The sequence below is a fragment of the Bradyrhizobium sp. MI1.3 genome, assembly GCF_055811695.1.
Window position 1 is genome coordinate 1 of record NZ_JBVVPQ010000083.1, and the last position, 16,845, is coordinate 16,845.

Annotated in this window: 12 protein-coding genes; 4 read left to right on the forward strand and 8 right to left on the reverse strand. The window is 61.4% G+C overall.

Going from position 1 to position 16,845, the window contains the following annotated elements; all coding sequences use genetic code 11:
- Nucleotides 1–729 precede the first annotated feature (729 nt).
- From AC0L3A_RS34830 to AC0L3A_RS34845, 4 genes are all read right to left on the reverse strand, one after another.
- Entirely contained in the window at nucleotides 730–1,050 is a 321-nt protein-coding gene (locus tag AC0L3A_RS34830) for a hypothetical protein (RefSeq protein WP_007601140.1), read from the reverse strand.
- Between the two features lie 51 nt (nucleotides 1,051–1,101).
- Nucleotides 1,102–5,928: an NAD-glutamate dehydrogenase gene (locus AC0L3A_RS34835; RefSeq protein ID WP_219684599.1), complete on the reverse strand. Its 4,827-nt coding sequence runs from the start codon at nucleotides 5,926–5,928 to the stop codon at nucleotides 1,102–1,104.
- Between the two features lie 169 nt (nucleotides 5,929–6,097).
- On the reverse strand, nucleotides 6,098–6,517 hold the full coding sequence (locus tag AC0L3A_RS34840; RefSeq protein ID WP_007601143.1) for a CBS domain-containing protein: 420 nt from the start codon (nucleotides 6,515–6,517) through the stop codon (nucleotides 6,098–6,100).
- A 233-nt stretch (nucleotides 6,518–6,750) separates the two neighbouring features.
- Nucleotides 6,751–7,221, reverse strand: coding sequence for an aminoacyl-tRNA deacylase (locus tag AC0L3A_RS34845; protein ID WP_007601145.1), 471 nt, complete (start codon nucleotides 7,219–7,221; stop codon nucleotides 6,751–6,753).
- A gap of 409 nt (nucleotides 7,222–7,630) precedes the next feature.
- Between AC0L3A_RS34845 and AC0L3A_RS34850 the strand changes: the two genes are divergently transcribed.
- Nucleotides 7,631–10,363, forward strand: coding sequence for a UPF0182 family membrane protein (locus AC0L3A_RS34850; RefSeq protein ID WP_473256077.1), 2,733 nt, complete (start codon nucleotides 7,631–7,633; stop codon nucleotides 10,361–10,363).
- On the opposite strand, the gene AC0L3A_RS34855 is transcribed toward AC0L3A_RS34850, so the two are convergent.
- The 4 genes from AC0L3A_RS34855 to AC0L3A_RS34870 form a co-directional block, all read right to left on the reverse strand.
- Nucleotides 10,360–10,614 carry a hypothetical protein gene (locus AC0L3A_RS34855; protein WP_198288325.1) on the reverse strand — a complete coding sequence of 85 codons (255 nt, stop codon included), beginning with the start codon at nucleotides 10,612–10,614 and terminating at the stop codon, nucleotides 10,360–10,362. The two genes, AC0L3A_RS34850 and AC0L3A_RS34855, sit on opposite strands and share 4 nt — an antisense overlap.
- A 113-nt stretch (nucleotides 10,615–10,727) precedes the next feature.
- Nucleotides 10,728–11,087, reverse strand: coding sequence for a DJ-1/PfpI family protein (locus AC0L3A_RS34860; RefSeq protein WP_219684596.1), 360 nt, complete (start codon nucleotides 11,085–11,087; stop codon nucleotides 10,728–10,730).
- A gap of 35 nt (nucleotides 11,088–11,122) precedes the next feature.
- Complete coding sequence (locus AC0L3A_RS34865; RefSeq protein ID WP_007601150.1) at nucleotides 11,123–11,986, reverse strand: complex I NDUFA9 subunit family protein; 864 nt, start codon at nucleotides 11,984–11,986, stop codon at nucleotides 11,123–11,125.
- Nucleotides 11,987–12,019: 33 nt separating this feature from the next.
- Entirely contained in the window at nucleotides 12,020–12,916 is an 897-nt protein-coding gene (locus AC0L3A_RS34870) for a DUF2189 domain-containing protein (protein ID WP_007601152.1), read from the reverse strand.
- 530 nt (nucleotides 12,917–13,446) lie between these two features.
- Between AC0L3A_RS34870 and coxB the strand changes: the two genes are divergently transcribed.
- The 3 genes from coxB (at nucleotide 13,447) to AC0L3A_RS34885 (ending at nucleotide 16,831) form a co-directional block, all read left to right on the forward strand.
- Nucleotides 13,447–14,280, forward strand: a complete 834-nt coding sequence (gene coxB / locus AC0L3A_RS34875) for a cytochrome c oxidase subunit II (protein ID WP_007601153.1) — start codon at nucleotides 13,447–13,449, stop codon at nucleotides 14,278–14,280.
- Between the two features lie 74 nt (nucleotides 14,281–14,354).
- Nucleotides 14,355–16,130 (forward strand): cytochrome c oxidase subunit I, encoded by a 1,776-nt coding sequence (ctaD, locus tag AC0L3A_RS34880; protein WP_007601154.1) that lies wholly within the window; start codon nucleotides 14,355–14,357, stop codon nucleotides 16,128–16,130.
- Nucleotides 16,127–16,831, forward strand: a complete 705-nt coding sequence (locus AC0L3A_RS34885; RefSeq protein ID WP_473256078.1) for a cytochrome c oxidase subunit 3 — start codon at nucleotides 16,127–16,129, stop codon at nucleotides 16,829–16,831. The genes ctaD and AC0L3A_RS34885 overlap by 4 nt, the downstream gene beginning before the upstream one ends.
- The last annotated feature ends 14 nt before the right edge of the window (nucleotides 16,832–16,845 follow it).

The following is a 16,845-nucleotide window of genomic DNA, read 5'->3' on the forward strand; positions in this document are numbered from 1 at the left end:
CCTCGACAACCCGTTCGGCACGAGGTTGTCACCCATGTCTTAGGTACGACCTGTTACCTATGTCTCCGGTCTGGACAGGCCCAGCCATGTAGCGGTCTCCTGACTCGAACCCCCGACGCCTCGTCCTGTCGCGTGCTGCGCGTATTTGGTACCGGGACATTCCGACAAATGGAAATCCAATTGTGGATTTAATGCACGTTCAACGAGTCTTTTGTCGGAATGGCCATTGATCTTACAGATAAATCATACGCCTCTTAATCAGCGGGTCCCAGGTTCGAGCCCTGGTGCGCCGACCACTCTCAAGCGATGGGCCCGCAAGCACGCTTTCCTCCTAAAACCGAAACCGCGTGGCACCGATTTGGCACCGCCAAACGGGAGGCCGTGACGCGCCAAAATATTTCTTGCGTCATGCGTTGGGTTCTTACTCCGTGCTTGTGGTGGATAGTAATACCATGCGGTGGATCAAGGTATTTCGTCCTAAGAGAACAGAATGAGATCGCTGCGACAGCAGATTGAATCTAACAGCGGCCCGATTCGAGCATAAGGTTCCCGAGCGTGCATCGGCGCATGCGGGGCGCGGGGCTATGCCAGGCCCTGTGAGTGGGTTAAGCCACGACTGACAGGATGCTGCGTAGCACGCTTGGCCGGTTGCTCTAGCTAGGGAGCGCCATTGCCGTTTCGCTGACGACGTCGCCAATCGATCATCGCCATTGCTGCGCTTCCCGTGGCTTAGCGGATACTCGCCACAATTTCGAGCCGGTTCTTCTCGAGCCAGGCCACGGCGTCGGGTCCATCGACGACGCATTCGAAAGTTTCCCAGGTTGGGTGCTCCTGGGATTCCGGTTGCAGTCGCTTTGCTGCATACTCAACGAGGTCGTGCAAGCGTTCGTATCCTCGTCGGCGCTCAAGGGACTCTGCAATCGCCGTGCTGACCCATCCTCGTTGGGCCAAATCGATAATGCTCGGAGCGTCAGCCTCGTTGAACCAAGTTGTGGCATCGAACTCGATGCAGCGGAGATTATCGGCGGTATGGCAAGTCGCGTGGATCATGGGAGTCCTCCGTTTCGCCGGCCAAATTTCACATCCCTGCCTCGCACGCCCTCAGGCTTTGACCAGATCCCCCAGCAAGTTCGCGGCCACAGTCAGCTTGGCGAGCGTCAGTCCGGTGGCGGCAATTTCCTCGACCGAGCGGCGGATGCGCGTCGCTTCGGGGTGAGCCGCGAGCCAGGTCTCGACGGCCTGCTGGCCGGACTGGCCGGTTGCCAGCATATGCGCTGCCAGTCTTCTTTCGGCGCAAGCGATCTGCTCAACGGCGCGATCGATGGCCATACGTTCGAAATAATCGTTTGCCAGCACGCTGCGCGCGGCGGCAATGATCCGGTCGAGCCGGAAATTCGCCTCGGCGGCAAAGAATGTCGCGGCGGCATCGCTGATGCTGCGGCTGGTGCGCTCCGCCACGGTCACGATATCCGGTGCCGAGACCAGGAAGTCGAGATCGGCGAGTTCGCAGGCGAGGCCGGCCGGGACGCCGGCATCAGTCAGGTCCTGCCGACGCTTGGCACGTGCGGGCTGCAAGTCCGTCGGCAGGGTGGTGTCGAGCCCGGCGACGATCTGGCGGATAGCTTGGCCGAAGCGCGCGACAACGGCCTCCAGCCCGTCCTTGAAATCGACATTGCGCACGTACCAGACCATGCGGGAGAGCAGGAGGTCCTGGATCGCCGCGTAGAGGCTGAGCTGCAACTGCCCGTCGATACGTGTGTCGAGCGCGTCGATCTCGTCATTGAGCCGCCTGAGCTCGTAGATCGCGTCCACCGCCACCTGCGCCATGACGATGGTCCAGATATCGGCGTCGGTCTCGTCGGTCAGGCGCACGACGCAGGCCGGGCCCCCGCGGTTGATCACGGCATTGACGAGACTGGTTGCGATGATCTCGCGTCGGAGACGATGGAGCTCGACCGCGCTCGGGAACTTGTCGGGAACCTCGCGCGGGAAGTAAAGGGTCAGTCTGCGGGCGAGATAAGGATCGTCCGGCACGCTGGTGAGGAGCAGGTCCTCGTAGAGCGTCAGCTTGGCGTAGGCGAGCAATACGGCAAGCTCCGGCCGTGTCAGGGCTTGGCCGCGCCGCGTGCGCTCGGTGAGCGCTGCGTCGTCCGGCAAGAACTCGACGGAGCGGCTCAGCAAACCGCGCTGCTCGAGCGACTGCATCAGGCGGGTGAGGAAGCCGGTCTCGGCCACGCCTTTGCGCTCGGCGAGCGAGAGCGCCAGCGTCTGCAGGTAGTTGTTGCGCAGCACCAGCGTGCCGACCTCGTCGGTCATCGTAGCTAGCAGGCTGTTGCGGTCGGCGGGGCTGAGGCGTCCCTCGCGTTCGGGGCGCGCCAGCGCGATCTTGATATTGACCTCGAGGTCGGACGTGTTCACACCGGCCGAGTTGTCGATGGCGTCGGTGTTGAGCTTGACGCCCTTCTGCGCCGCTTCGATGCGGCCGCGCTGGGTGACGCCGAGATTGGCGCCTTCGCCGATCACCCGGGCGCGAACATCGGCGCCCGCGATGCGGATCGGATCGTTGGCGCGGTCACCGGCCTGATCGTCGCTCTCTCCCGATGCGCGTATATAGGTGCCGATGCCGCCAAACCATAGAAGGTCGGCGCGCGCTTTCAGGATCGCGGTCATCACCTCGAACGGCGTAGCCTGCGGCTTGTCGAGATCGAGCAGGCTCCGCACTTCCGGTGCGAGCGGGACCGCCTTGAGCGTGCGCGAGAACACGCCGCCGCCTTGCGAGATCAGCGACTTGTTGTAGTCCTGCCAGCTTGATCGCGTCAGGTCGAACAGGCGCTTGCGTTCGGCGAAGCTGATCGTCGGATCGGGGGAGGGATCGATGAAGATGTCGCGGTGGTCGAAAGCCGCCACGAGCTTTGTCGCCGGCGAGAGCAGCATGCCATTGCCGAAGACATCGCCGGACATGTCGCCGACGCCGACCACGGTGAAAGGCATGGTCTGAATATCGGTGCCGAGCTCGCGGAAGTGGCGCTTGACCGCTTCCCAAGCGCCGCGCGCTGTGATCCCCATCTTCTTGTGGTCGTAGCCCTGGCTGCCGCCGGAGGCGAAGGCATCGCCGAGCCAATGGTTCTTTTCGGCCGAAATCGCATTGGCGATGTCGGAGAAGGTCGCGGTGCCTTTGTCGGCGGCGACGACCAGATAGGGGTCGTCGCCGTCATGCCGCACGGTCGAACCGGGCGGCACGATGATGTCGCCGTCGAGATTGTCGGTGAGTTCGAGCAGCGAGCGAACGAAGATGCGATAGGCTTCGGTGCCCTCCGCGAGCCAGGCGTCGCGATTGGAAGGCGGCGGCAGGCGCTTGGGCACGAAGCCGCCCTTGGCGCCGACCGGCACGATCACGGCGTTCTTGACCTGCTGGGCCTTGACCAGGCCGAGGATCTCGGTGCGGAAATCCTGCGGCCGATCGGACCAGCGCAAGCCACCGCGCGCAACCTTGCCGAAGCGCAGGTGAATGCCTTCGACACGAGGCGAATAGACGAAGATCTCGTAGAGAGGTCGCGGCGCCGGCAAATCGTCGATCCGCCGCGCGTCGAACTTGAAGGAGATTACCGGACGCGGATGCCCATCCTCGCCGATCTGCCACAGATTGGTGCGGATGGTCGACTGCACCAGATTGGTGAAACGGCGCAGGATGCGGTCTTCGTCGAGCGAGGCGACGGATTTGAGCTGCTCCTCGATCTCGGCAAGGAGAGTTGTCTCGCGCGCCGAACGCTCGCGATCGGTAAGGTCAAGGCGCGGATCGCAGCGGGACTGGAACAGCGCGACGAGGTTGGCTGTGATCCCGGCGTTCTTGCGCAAGGTCTCCCACATATAGTCCTGGGTGAAGGGGGCGCGGATCTGGTGCAAATAGCGCGACAGTGCCCGGATGGTCGAGACTTCCCGCCAGCCGAGGGGCGTGCGCAGTATCAGGGCGTTGTATCCGTCGGATTCGGCGCGATCAGCGACCACCGCCATGATCGAGGCTTCCAGGCGATGGCTGAAGTCCGGGCTGATCTCGATCGGCTCGCCGTCGCTGGTCTCGATCGTCATGTCGTGCAGCCAGACCGGCTCGGGCCTGTTACCGGGCACGATCTGATAAGTGCGTTCGTTGACCACGCGCAGGCCGTGGTTTTCGATCACCGGTACGCGATAGGATAGCGATAGCGGTGCGGCGTCGGAGAACACCTTCAGCCCGAAGCGCCTGGGATCGTCCTCGCCCTTGTCCCGGTGCACCGAAATCGTCACCGGGCGGGCTGGGGTCAGCCTTTCGATGGTCGCGATATCGGCGATGGCCTGCTCCGCTGTGAAAACCTCGGTATAACCGCCGCTAAAGGATTGGGCATAGCGGTTGGCGAGCATGCGCGCCCGCATGCCGTCGGTCGACGCGGTGAGCGCGGCTTTCAGCTTGTCGGCCCAGGTCGCGGCAATGGCGCTGATCCCGGCTTCGAGCGTGGCGCGCTCGACGACGGGCGTCTTGCCTTCATAGCGCCCGATGATGAAGTGGACGCGCGCAAGCGCGCCTTCAGGGAACGATACGTAGGAAGCCGACAGGGTCCCCTTGTAGACCTGCGACAGGAAGGCTCCGACGCGCGTGCGGACGTCGGTGTCGTATTTGTCGCGCGGAATGAAGGTGAGGATGGAGACGAAGCGATCGAACTTGTCTACGCGCGCTAGCGCCCGGACGCGTGGGCGCTCGTAGAGGATCAGGACCTCGATGACGAAATTGTAGAGCGAGTCGACGTCGATCTGGAACAGCTCGTCACGCGGATAATCTTCGAGGATATGCATGAGCGCCTTGCCCGAATGGCCGTTCGGGTCGAAGCCGGCGCGCTGCAGCACCCGCGAAACCTTGTGGCGCACATAAGGGATCTGCCGCACCGAGCGGGTATAGGCCCCTGATGTAAACAGGCCGACGACGCGCAATTCGCCCTCGAGCCGGCCGTCGGGTGCATAGAGCTTGATGCCGACATAATCCATCCGGATGCGGCGATGGACGAGGCTTGAGACATTGGCCTTGATGACGATCAGCAGCGTCGGCTCGTGCATGAACTCGCGAATTTCCGATGTCATCACCACCATTTCGTTGCCGCGTCGCAGGACCTTCGTATCCGGATCGCGGAGGATGCCGAGGCCTTCGCCGGTCGTGATGTCGTCCGACGCATCGCTGTCGGGCGAGAAGCGATATTCGCGCACGCCGAGGAAAGTGAAATTGTCCGCGCAGAGCCATTGCAGGAACTGGTTGGCTTCGGCGACCTCGTCGATCGGCAGCGGCGGCGGATTGGAAGAGAACGTCTTGATCGCTTCCTCGACGCGGTCACGCATGGCGCGCCAGTCGGTGACGCAGGCGCGGACGTTGTTCAACGCCCTGGCGAGTCCGTCGATCAGCTTCTGGCGATCGGCGTCGGCGTCCAGGCGGGTGATATGGAGGTGAATCAGGCTTTCGCGTGCGCCCCTTGCTCCCTCTGGCAGTGCTTCGCCGTAGAAGCGCAGCAGCTTGCCCTCAGCATCGCGCTCCACTGCGATGATCGGGTGGGCGACGAGTGTGACTTCGATACCCTGCTCGGCGAGCTCTGCCATCGTGGAGTCGTACAGGAAAGGCATGTTGTCGTTGAGAATCTCGAGCACGGAAATCTCGCGCCCGTTCGGCAACGTCGGATTGACCACGCGGATATCGGCGCAGCCCGACGTGCGCCGCTGTACATGCTCCCAGGCGTGCTCCGCCAGGAGGGCGAGCGAGGCGGCATCGTAATTGTCGAGATCCTCGATATTGCTGTAGCCGAACAGAGGCTCGGCAAAGGCCCGGGAGCTCTTTCCCGGCGGCACGCTGCCTGCTGCGTCGCGGATCAGGGTTGCGCGGGCCTTGTCGTCACGCCACGCCATCGCGTCCTCCATTTGCCGCGCCGTGTCCGCATTATTATCATTTTGCGGTCACACCGACGCAAAGTAGAGCACGTCGGGCCGCCGCTTTCGCGCCGGGCGATGGGTCCTTGTTAAACGCATGGCTCGGGCTCAGCTCAACGTCGGACCGAGCGGTGATCGCGAGAGGGGCCCTGGCCCTACTTCAGTGATGCGCCGCAACACTCCTGACGGTGTCGGTCAGCACATCACCGGACGCGGAATGGCTGGCGTCACCCAGACTGATGATGCCGACCATCCGCTTGCTCTTGTTGATCACCGGCAGCCTGCGGACCTGCAGCTTCTCCATATGATGCATCGCCTTCGCGAGGTCATCGTCCTCCCGGCAGCAATGGATGCCTTCGGTCATCACATCGCGCGCTGTCGCGCGGCCGGCATCGAAGTTGTGGCTTGCGAGCCCTTTGCAGACGATGTCGCGGTCGGTCACCATCCCGACCAGCTTGTCGTCCTCGCCAACCGGAATGCAGCCGATGTCGTGCGCCCGCATTAATTTGGCAAGTTCGGTGATAGGGGTGTCAGGGCTGACCCAGTCGACACCCTTGTGCATCACGTCTTTGACCTTCATGGCGAGTCTCCGTTCCTGGGTTTCAGGTGCGTTGATGCAATGCAGCAGCGCCCCCATTTTCTGAACTGTACAACCGATCGGGTGCGGTGTCGCAGGAGAAAGCATCACTCCTTGGCGATCCGGCAGACAAACGCCGACGCTGTCGCCGTCACCCTTCCCAACGATTTAACAGCGACGTCGCGAACCGCGTTCCCGCCCAGGATTGCAAAGGCATTGGGCGGTGCGCAAATTCCTCAGTCGTGCGCGCTAAAACGCCCGTGCGGTGCGTTGCTCGTCAGGCGCGCAAACTGCGCGTGACCCATATGAAGCAGCGTCTCATGATCGCCGGCTTCCATATAGATGTCCGGCTGTGCCTCGATGCTGTCGTCGACGATGATATCCAACCCGTAGCATTTGCCGACGGCAGGAACGGCACCGTGTGCACAGTCACTGAACAGCCGATTGATCTCGCTTGCATCGGCCATGTGGACATTGTCGCCGAGACTTGTCCTCAGGTCCGACAGGCGAAGGTGATGCGATGCGGGCAAGATGGCCAGCATGTATTCGCCGTTGCGCCGCAACACGATGCCTTTGGCGAGGCGGTCGCCCGAGATATGGCAGGTCTCAGCCGTTCGCGTGGACGTCATGCTGAGTTCGTGCGGGATCAGCTCGTATTGGATGTTTTCAGCGGCCAGGTATTTCTGGAGCGTGGGAGCAATGGCCATGACATCACCTCCGATGCAGGATGCAAACCATCCACCCCCGGCAGACTCTCGCCATAGGATGGGCGGCTGCCTATAGACCCAACACGGGTCTTCCATCCGCAATTATATACGGGTTCGCAATTTTATACAGGGTGGCGAACCAAGTTGCGCTATTTCACGATATGATGCGGTGCGGCGCGGCTTCGAGAGCGCCATGTTGCCTGACGACCGACTGGCAGCGCCGGCTGCTTCAGCCGACCTCGCCCCTTTGCGCTGCCGCGATGGCGGCGATGCAGGTTCTGGCAGCCCTGTCGTCGCCTCGAGGCGCTAATCCCGAATCGGGCGGGCGGGCGTCTCTCATTTCCGCTATAATGAAACCATGACGATCGGGATTACTGGACCCGGAGGCAAGATACCGAGGCAAAGTGCCATGGTCGGGTTGATTGTTGCGGCCGTCGTCATTGGGATTTGCCTCGTCCTGCTTGCGCTCGCGAGCGACCTCCTGGTCGGCTGGCTGTGGTTTGCCTCGATCGGTTATCTCCAGGTCTTTTGGACCACAATCGGCGCCGAAGCCGTCGTCTTTCTTGCAGTCTGGATCGGAACCACCGTCATCCTCTGGCTGAACGGATGGCTCGCGCTACGCTCTGCCCGACAGCGGCCGACGCAGTTCGTCGCCGCTCCGTCGTGGAGCGCCGCGGGCAACGCGCCGCCGGATCTGCTTGTGCTTGCGCGCGATCGATTGTCGTGGCCCTGGTTGATCACAGGCGTTGCGGCTTTGCTCGCTCTTCTTGTTGCGGCAGCCCAGGCCGGCAACTGGGGCGTCTTCCTGCGATTTGTCTATCAGGTGCCCTACGGCGCAGACGATCCGCTCTACAACAAGGACATCGGCTTCTACCTCTTCTCACTGCCCGCCTATATCCTCATCAAGAACTGGATGATCCTCGCGCTCGTTCTGAGCGGGCTTTTCGCCGCGGCGATCTACTGGGTGCACGGCGACATCGAATACGACGTTCACCGTCGATCAATATCGCCGACAGCGATCGCTCATGGTTCCGCTCTGCTTGGTTTTCTCTTCGCGGTAAAAGCCTGGTCCTGTGTTCTCGACCGCTATCTGCTGCTCTACGGCGACAATAGCGTCGTCGTCGGCGCAAGTTACACCGACGTGCATGTGGGGCTGCCGGCGTTGTGGCTAATGATCGGACTTTCGATCATCGCGGCGCTTACCGCCTGGGCGAACATCCGGGTTCGCACCTACCGGCTTCCGGCCGTGGCGATTGTGCTCGTCAGCGCCGGTACGTTCGTGCTGTCCGGCGTCGTCCCTGGGCTGTTCCGGCAGTTCTTCGTCAAACCAAGCGAGTTGGAGCTGGAGAAGCCCTACATTGAACACAACATCGCGCTCACCCGGCAGGCATACAATCTCGATCAGATCGCAGCCAGGCCGTTTACCGCCGAGCAGAAGCTTACCCCCGGGGCGCTCGAAGCCAACAAGGCGACAATTGAAAATATCAGGCTGTGGGACTGGCTGCCGCTGTCGGATACCTACGCGCAACTGCAGGAAATCCGCACCTACTACAAATTCCATGACCTCGACGTCGATCGTTACTGGCTCGATGGCTCCTACCAGAGCGTGATGCTCTCGGCCCGCGAACTGCGGTCCTCCCTGCTGCCGCCGAACGCCCAGACTTGGGTCAATCGCCACGTGCTGTTCACCCACGGCAATGGCGCGGTGATGAGTCCGGTCACACGCAAGAGCGCCGAAGGACTGCCGATCTTCTATCTGCGGAATATTCCTCCTGTCGCAGACGTCGGCCCCAGGATCGACGAGCCGCGCATCTACTTCGGCGAGCAGACCGACGACTACGTCGTCGTCAAGAGCAGCATCCCGGAGTTCGATTATCCGAAGGGGAAAGAGAACGCCTATGCGGCCTATGGCGGCACCGGTGGCATCTCGATCGGGGCAATGGCCACGCGAATGCTGTTTGCTTACTATTTCAACGATCCGAACCTGCTTCTCTCAGGCTACATTACGATCGACAGCCGGATCATGATCCGGCGCAATATCAAGGAGCGGGTGAGCACGATCGCGCCCTTCCTCAGGCTCGATCATGATCCTTATCTGGTCGTCAGCAGTGGGCGCATGTTCTGGATGCAGGACGCCTACACGACGAACGCCTATTTCCCGTATGCAGAGCCCGCACAGGGGCTCGATCTCAACTACATTCGCAATTCGGTGAAGGTTGTCATTGATGCTTATAATGGGACTGTCGACTTCTACCTTATTGATTCAGGCGACCCGATTGCAGCGACCTACCAGCGCATCTTTCCGAACTTGTTCAAGCCGTTCACGACGATGCCGCCGGACTTACGTAAGCACGTTCGCTATCCGGAAGACCTGTTCATGATTCAGGCCCGACTGTACCAAGCCTACCACATGGAGGCGGCCGACGTTTTTTACAACCGCGAGGATCTCTGGCAATTCCCGCGCCAGCCGGGCGGCGACGGCATCTCGACGATGACACCCTATTACATCATCATGCGCTTGCCCGGCGAACCGCAGGCCGAATTTTTCCTCATGCTTCCCATGGTACCGAGCCGCCGCGACAACATGATCGCGTGGCTCGCCGCGCGCTGCGACGCGCCCGACTATGGCAAATTGATTGTCTACGAATTCCCCAAGGAGAAGCTCGTCTACGGACCGTTCCAGATCGAGGCGCGGATCAATCAGAATACGGAGATCTCGCAACAGCTCACGCTGTGGAATCAGATGGGCTCGCGGGTGATCCGCGGTGCCAATTTGCTTGCGATTCCGATCGAGAACTCGATCCTTTACGTATCGCCGCTCTATCTGCGGGCACAGCAAGGACACCTGCCTGAGCTGAAACGCGTGATCGCAGCCTACGGTGAACATGTGGTGATGAAGGAGACGCTCGACGAGGCCTTGTCAGCGCTGTTCATCGAGCCTGGCGCGATGCGGCCGGTGTCTAGCTCGAAGGAGGAAATGCTTGTCACACGCCCGTCGGCAAGTCAGGCCCGGGAGGCGCTCGATCGCTACAATCAGGCCGTTGAACGATTGAAGTCCGGCGACTGGAAAGGCTTTGGCACGCGGTTCGACGCGATGCGCGAGCTTCTGGAGGACATGAGCCGGCACTCCACGGGCCATTAGCGCCGCGGCTCCTTTGGCGCCGGAAATGACGAACGCGACGCCGCGCTTGGGCTCTGCTCGAAATCATGGCGTGATTTCAATCGCATAAGAGTTCGCAGTTTTGTTCTGGGTGGCGCGCCATTTTCCCAAACACGTGCCCGTCTCATGTTTTCCGCATCACCGAAGTCGACCGCCTCCGCGACGCGTTCGACCGGTTCTGCAGTTGTCTCTATGTGGCCTCGCGCCAGATCGGCGCGGAGGCGTTCAACCATGCGCGCGGGTGTGGCGCCGGTCCGCGCCCGGAATGCGCGGCCGGCCGAACTGGCGGCGGCTCATGCCGGCCGCTTCCGCCAGATGCTCGAGTGTCAGTGCTTCGAATATGTGATCACAGGCATAGCCGAGGGCAGCGCAATACGGTCGTTCTCGGGTGCCAGATCGACCGAGGCTGCGAATTGTGATGTCCGCCATAGCGACGATGGTAGACGACGAGGTGCTGTGCAACGCACTTGGCGATGGCGAAACCATGGTCCTCCTCGATCAAGGCCAGCGCGAGATCGATTCCGGCCGTAGTGCCTGCCGAAGTTGATATGTTGGCGTCCCGACAGTAGATGCGATCCGCCTCGACCCGGATGGATGGATAGTCTCGCTGAAGGCGAGCCGCAAATCGCCAGTGCGTCGTCGCTCGACGTCCATCCAACAGCCCAGCTGCCGCGAGCGTGAATGCGCCCGTGCAGACGCGCGCCACGCGCCGTTAAAGCTGGATTAGCCGGGACGCTTCTCTCATCTTCGATTCGATAGCATCCCCTGAAGGATTTCCTCGATCGAATGTGGCGAGATGCCAAGCTCGGCAAATCCAGACATCTCCGGTGATGACACCGAGTCGATCCGCATCAGCTCCACTTGGTTACGCGTAAGGGGCAGGCCAGGGAGTATCTCGGAGGCCCAGGCCAGCGCGTGCCAAACGGCAAACGGGATTGGAATCAGGCGTGGCGAGAGGCCAGCCTGTTGCGCGATCGCTCTGAGCAGTTGCTCGTAGGAATAGCGGGTCGGGCCGCCGAACTCAAAGACCGTCGGGTGGGGCTCGGCTCGCTCGATGATTCGGACAACCGCCTCCGCAACATCTTCGACATGGGCCGGTTGCAATCTGGTGCGGCCGCGGCCGAACATTGGATAGATCGGAAGCCGACGAAGGAGCTTGAGGACGGTGCCGAGAAACGCGTCATCCGGTCCGAACATCACAGCTGGGCGGACGATAAACGCACCGGCGAATTCCGCGCGGACCGCCCGTTCACCTTCACCGCGCTTTCTGATGTAGAGGGATGGCGAGGCGGCGTCGGCCCCGATCCCCGAAACGTGAACAAGCCGCTCGACTCCCGCCCGGCGGGCCTGGGCTGCTACAATTTGGGCCGCCTCGACGTGAACAGAGTGAAATGTCTCCCCTCCGCGCTCGCGATAAAGGCTGACCGCGTTCACGGCGCCGTAGGCGCCGACCAACGCATTCGCGACGGATCGCTCGTCATGAACGTTGGCCGCTACGGATTGAAGTTGCACGTCCGGATGCCGTGACGCGATCCGGACGGGAAATTTATGACTGCACAGATGGCGAGCGATGCGGCTGCCGAGAAAGCCGGTTCCGCCGAACACAGTGATGGTGCGACCGTTCGTTGCTGCCTCCGGCTAGCGTTCGCGGCTCCACGGGAAGAGTGAGGCCGGGAAATCCGCCGCATAGCGGTGACCAATCGGCGGGCGCGGCTGTTCTTCCGGCGGGTTCGGGTCAGGCTCGATGACCTTCCGATAAAGATGCCAGGTGGCATGACCGAGCACCGGCAGAACGACGGCGAGACCGACGAAGAACGGTAGCGAACCGATCGCCAGCAGTGCCGCAACAACCAGACCCCATACCGCCATCTCAATTGGATTTTCCCTCACGGCCCGCAGCGACGTCCGGATTGCGTCGATCGCAGTCGCATGCCGGTCGAGCATCAGCGGAAACGACACGACACTGACGCACAGGGCCACGACGGCGAACAGGAAGCCGACGCCACAGCCGACGATGATAAGCGACCATCCTTCCGGCGTCGTCAAAACACGCGTTGCGAAGTCAGGGATGCTTGCAGCCGGGGCGTGGCCAAAGGTTGCAACGTAGATCGCGTTAGCGGCGCCGATCCACACCCCGAACAGAACCAGCAGGAGGATGCCGAGTTCGAGCATGGCGCCGAAAGACGGTGCGCGCAGCACCTGCATGGCATCCCAAGCCGCTGCTTCCTCTCCGCGCTCGCGGCGGCGGCTGAGCTCGTACAGGCCGAGCGCGGCAAAGGGACCGATCAGCGTAAAGCCCGCAGCCAGCGGAAACAGCAGCGGCAGCACCGAATAGCCGATGACAAGTCTAAATAGGACAATTCCGAGGACGGGATAAATCACGCAGAGGACGATGGCGTGAGATGGGATGGCGTTGAAGTCTTCCCAGCCCAGTCGCAACGCGTTGCCCAAATCGGAAAGGCTGATCTTGCGTACGACAAACGGGGTGGAGACGCCAAACACTTGCAGTCTGGGTCTTGCGAATACGGTGGTCATGGCGCCGGTCTCCTTGCTTCTGATCGCAGGGGAAATGGCGCGCCTTCAAGTCGCGCACATTCGCCTCATGCGCGAAAATCGCGATTGAGCCCGGCAAACCAGATTCAACGAGAAGGAGCTTTGCCGGACGACACCCGTCGCGACCGGTGCACCCAGCTTAGCGCGATGGGTGGAAGAAACAAGACAGCGCTTGCGGCTGGGTGAATTGTGCATCTGCACAGTTCGTTTTGTTGCGTTGCGTCACCAAGCGATCGCTGCCGGCCTCCACCGCCGGCTTGAAATGATGCCGGAGACCTCGCGGTGCGACACACTCCACTATTGACGCCCGGCTCGACGCGTACCATGTTGAATCCAACGCCCCCAGCTCCGTTGAGACTTGTGCGGTCGTAACGTGCACTCGGCGTCGCGACCGGTTGAATGGGCGAGGCAAGAGGCATGACGGCGGCGGATGTGATTCCGCCATCGCAGCAGACGTGAGCTCCGCCCTCTGGTTCGTATCCGCAGCCTTTAGCGGCAAGGATGGATGAGGGATGGCTGTAGCAATCATTCTGCTGTTGGTCGCAATCGCCTCGGTGCTGTTTCACATTTTCAGCCCGTGGTGGTGGACGCCGCTCGCCTCAAACTGGCGCTACATCGACGACACGATCACCCTGACATTCTGGATAACCGGGGCGGTTTTCTTCGCGGTCGTCGCGTTCATGGCCTATTGCGTCTTCCGCTTTCGACACACGGAGGGAAGGCGCGCAGCCTACAATCCCGAAAACAAGAAGCTCGAATGGTGGCTCAGCGTCGGTACTGCAATCGGCGTCGCAGCCATGCTGGCACCCGGCCTGGTCGTCTGGCACCAGTTCGTCACAGTGCCGGCCAATGCGACCGAGGTCGAGGTCATGGGACAGCAATGGCAATGGAGCTATCGGCTTCCCGGAAAGGACGGCCGGCTCGGGACTTCCGATGCCCGCTATGTCAGTGCCGAAAATCCCATGGGGTTGAATCCCGACGATCCCGCCGGCCAAGACGATGTCGTCATTCAAAATGACGACTTGCACCTGCCGCTCGGGAAACCGGTGAAGGTGTTGCTCCGCTCGATTGACGTCCTGCATGATTTCTATGTGCCCGAGTTTCGGGCGAAGATGGATATGATACCGGGCTCGGTCACATATTACTGGTTCACGCCCACGCGCACCGGAACATTCGAGGTTCTCTGCGCGGAACTCTGCGGTGCCGCGCACGCGCAGATGCGGAGCAAGGTCGTCGTAGAGGAAGAGAAAGACTATCACGCGTGGCTGGACAAGCAGCGGACGTTCGCCGAGCTTTCCGGGCAGCGGGATGTCGCGAAAGCGGCTTACACGAGAGAGAGCGAATGAAAACATCGGCGAGGAGCGCCGCATAGCAGAGGGCGAACTCTTCGTTGAAGAGAGAGACCAAGGAGGGGATTCCGATGGTCGATGTCCCGTTTGACACAGTCGCAGGCGTCCCGCCCGCCGAAGTGGGCGAGGTCGAGCTCTATCATCCGAGAAGCTGGTGGACGAGATACGTCTTTTCGCAGGACGCCAAGGTCATCGCCATCCAGTACTCGATCACGGCGATGTCCATTGGGATGGTTGCGCTGGTGCTGTCATGGCTGATGCGGCTGCAACTCGGATTCCCCGGCACGTTTTCGTTCATCGATCCGAACCAATATCTCCAGTTTATCACCATGCACGGCATGATCATGGTGATCTATCTTCTCACCGCGCTGTTCCTTGGTGGCTTCGGCAACTACCTTATCCCGCTGATGGTCGGCGCCCGGGACATGGTGTTTCCCTATGTGAACATGCTGAGCTACTGGGTCTACCTGCTCGCGGTCGTGGTGCTGGCCTCGACCTTTTTCGTACCCGGCGGGCCCACCGGCGCCGGCTGGACGCTGTACCCGCCGCAGGCGATTCTCTCCGGTACTCCCGGGCAGGATTGGGGCATCGTTCTCATGCTGGCCTCCCTGATCCTGTTCATCATCGGCTTCACCATGGGCGGGCTGAATTACGTAGTGACAGTGCTGCAGGCGCGCACGCGCGGCATGACGTTGATGCGTTTACCCTTGACGGTGTGGGGCATCTTCACGGCCACCGTCATGGCGCTGCTGGCCTTCCCGGCGCTGTTCGTCGCTTCGGTGATGTTGCTGCTCGACCGCCTGCTGGGAACCAGCTTCTTCATGCCGACGCTAGTCGAGATGGGCACGCTGACGAAATACGGGGGTGGCAGCCCGATCCTGTTCCAGCATCTGTTCTGGTTCTTCGGTCATCCCGAGGTCTACATCGTCGCCTTGCCGGCCTTCGGCATCATTTCCGATCTGATCAGCGTCCATGCCCGGAAGAACATCTTCGGCTATCGCATGATGGTCTGGGCGATCGTCGCGATTGGCGCCCTCAGCTTCGTCGTGTGGGCGCACCACATGTATGTGAGCGGCATGCACCCGTATTTCGGGTTCTTCTTCGCCACCACGACGCTCATCATCGCCATCCCGACTGCGATCAAGGTTTACAATTGGGTGCTGACCCTTTGGCGCGGCGACATTCATCTCACCATCCCGATGCTGTTCGCGCTGGCGTTCATCGTCACCTTCGTAAACGGCGGCCTGACTGGCCTGTTTCTCGGCAACGTGGTCGTAGACGTTCCGTTGTCCGACACGATGTTCGTTGTCGCTCATTTTCACATGGTGATGGGTATTGCGCCGATCATGGCGGTGTTCGGCGGAATCTATCATTGGTACCCGAAAGTCACCGGACGAATGCTCAATGAGGCGCTTGGACGATTCCACTTCTGGGTCTCGTTCCTCGGCGCCTATGCGATTTTCTTCCCCATGCACTATCTGGGCCTGTTGGGTATGCCCCGCCGCTATCACGACATCGGCGAAACGGCATTCGTTCCGGCATCCGCCCATGACCTCAATGCGTTCATGAGCGTCGCGGCCCTGATCGTCGGCTTCGCCCAGCTCGTGTTCCTGTTCAATCTGATCTGGAGCCTGTTCAAAGGAAAAGAGGCCGGCGGCAATCCCTGGGGCGCCGCGTCGCTGGAATGGCAAACGCCAGAGACCCCGCCGGGGCATGGCAACTGGGGCAAGGAGCTCCCGATCGTCCATCGCTGGGCCTACGATTACAGCGTCCCCGGCGCCGCCATGGATTTCGTGCCGCAAAATGAACCGCCGGCAGGATTGTCGGCGCAAGGGCCCCACGCATGAGCGCCATCATCCTGTTCATGGCTGGAATAGCCGCAATTGCGGGATGGTGGCTCTCGCAACAGCGGCTGGCAGCCAAGCCATGGCTGGAGGAAGGCGTGATGGTCGATCTTCGCGAGGAGAGTACCTCGTCCCTGCCGGCGGCGAAGCTCGGATTGGGCGTATTTCTCGCGGTCGTCGGCTCGCTATTCGCACTCTTCATCAGCACCTACTCGATGCGCATGAACATGGTGGACTGGCGGACGCTGCCAGTGCCAGCGCTGTTGTGGTTCAACACCGGCGTCCTAGTCTTGAGCAGTGTGGCACTGCAATGGGCGTATATGGCCGCGCGTCGCGACGACATCGACGGCATAAGCATCGGCCTGTGCGCGGGTGGAGCGTCCGCCATTACATTCCTTGTCGGGCAACTGCTGGCGTGGCGCCAGCTGAGTGGCGCCGGGTACTTCCTGGCGTCCAATCCAGCCAATTCGTTCTTCTACCTGATCACCGCTGTGCACGGGCTGCATCTGATGGGCGGTCTGGTGGCGCTCGGTAGAACGACTGCCAAGGTATTGCGTGGCGCCGAGGCGAGCCAAATTCGTCTGAGCGTGGAACTCTGCACTATCTACTGGCACTTCCTGCTGTTGGTCTGGCTGGTCCTGGCCGGCCTGCTGACGGGCTGGACAGACAATTTCGTCGACATCTGTCGCCAGTTGCTGAGCTAGGGAGGCAAGGACCA

Bases quoted from the DNA above. Each gene is read 5' to 3' on its own strand.
- AC0L3A_RS34830 (WP_007601140.1), bottom strand. From the start codon at position 1,050: ATGATCCACGCGACTTGCCATACCGCCGATAATCTCCGCTGCATCGAG.
- AC0L3A_RS34835 (WP_219684599.1), bottom strand. From the start codon at position 5,928: ATGGAGGACGCGATGGCGTGGCGTGACGACAAGGCCCGCGCAACCCTG.
- AC0L3A_RS34840 (WP_007601143.1), bottom strand. From the start codon at position 6,517: ATGAAGGTCAAAGACGTGATGCACAAGGGTGTCGACTGGGTCAGCCCT.
- AC0L3A_RS34845 (WP_007601145.1), bottom strand. From the start codon at position 7,221: ATGGCCATTGCTCCCACGCTCCAGAAATACCTGGCCGCTGAAAACATC.
- AC0L3A_RS34850 (WP_473256077.1), top strand. From the start codon at position 7,631: ATGGTCGGGTTGATTGTTGCGGCCGTCGTCATTGGGATTTGCCTCGTC.
- AC0L3A_RS34855 (WP_198288325.1), bottom strand. From the start codon at position 10,614: ATGGTTGAACGCCTCCGCGCCGATCTGGCGCGAGGCCACATAGAGACA.
- AC0L3A_RS34870 (WP_007601152.1), bottom strand. From the start codon at position 12,916: ATGACCACCGTATTCGCAAGACCCAGACTGCAAGTGTTTGGCGTCTCC.
- coxB (WP_007601153.1), top strand. From the start codon at position 13,447: ATGGCTGTAGCAATCATTCTGCTGTTGGTCGCAATCGCCTCGGTGCTG.
- ctaD (WP_007601154.1), top strand. From the start codon at position 14,355: ATGGTCGATGTCCCGTTTGACACAGTCGCAGGCGTCCCGCCCGCCGAA.
- AC0L3A_RS34885 (WP_473256078.1), top strand. From the start codon at position 16,127: ATGAGCGCCATCATCCTGTTCATGGCTGGAATAGCCGCAATTGCGGGA.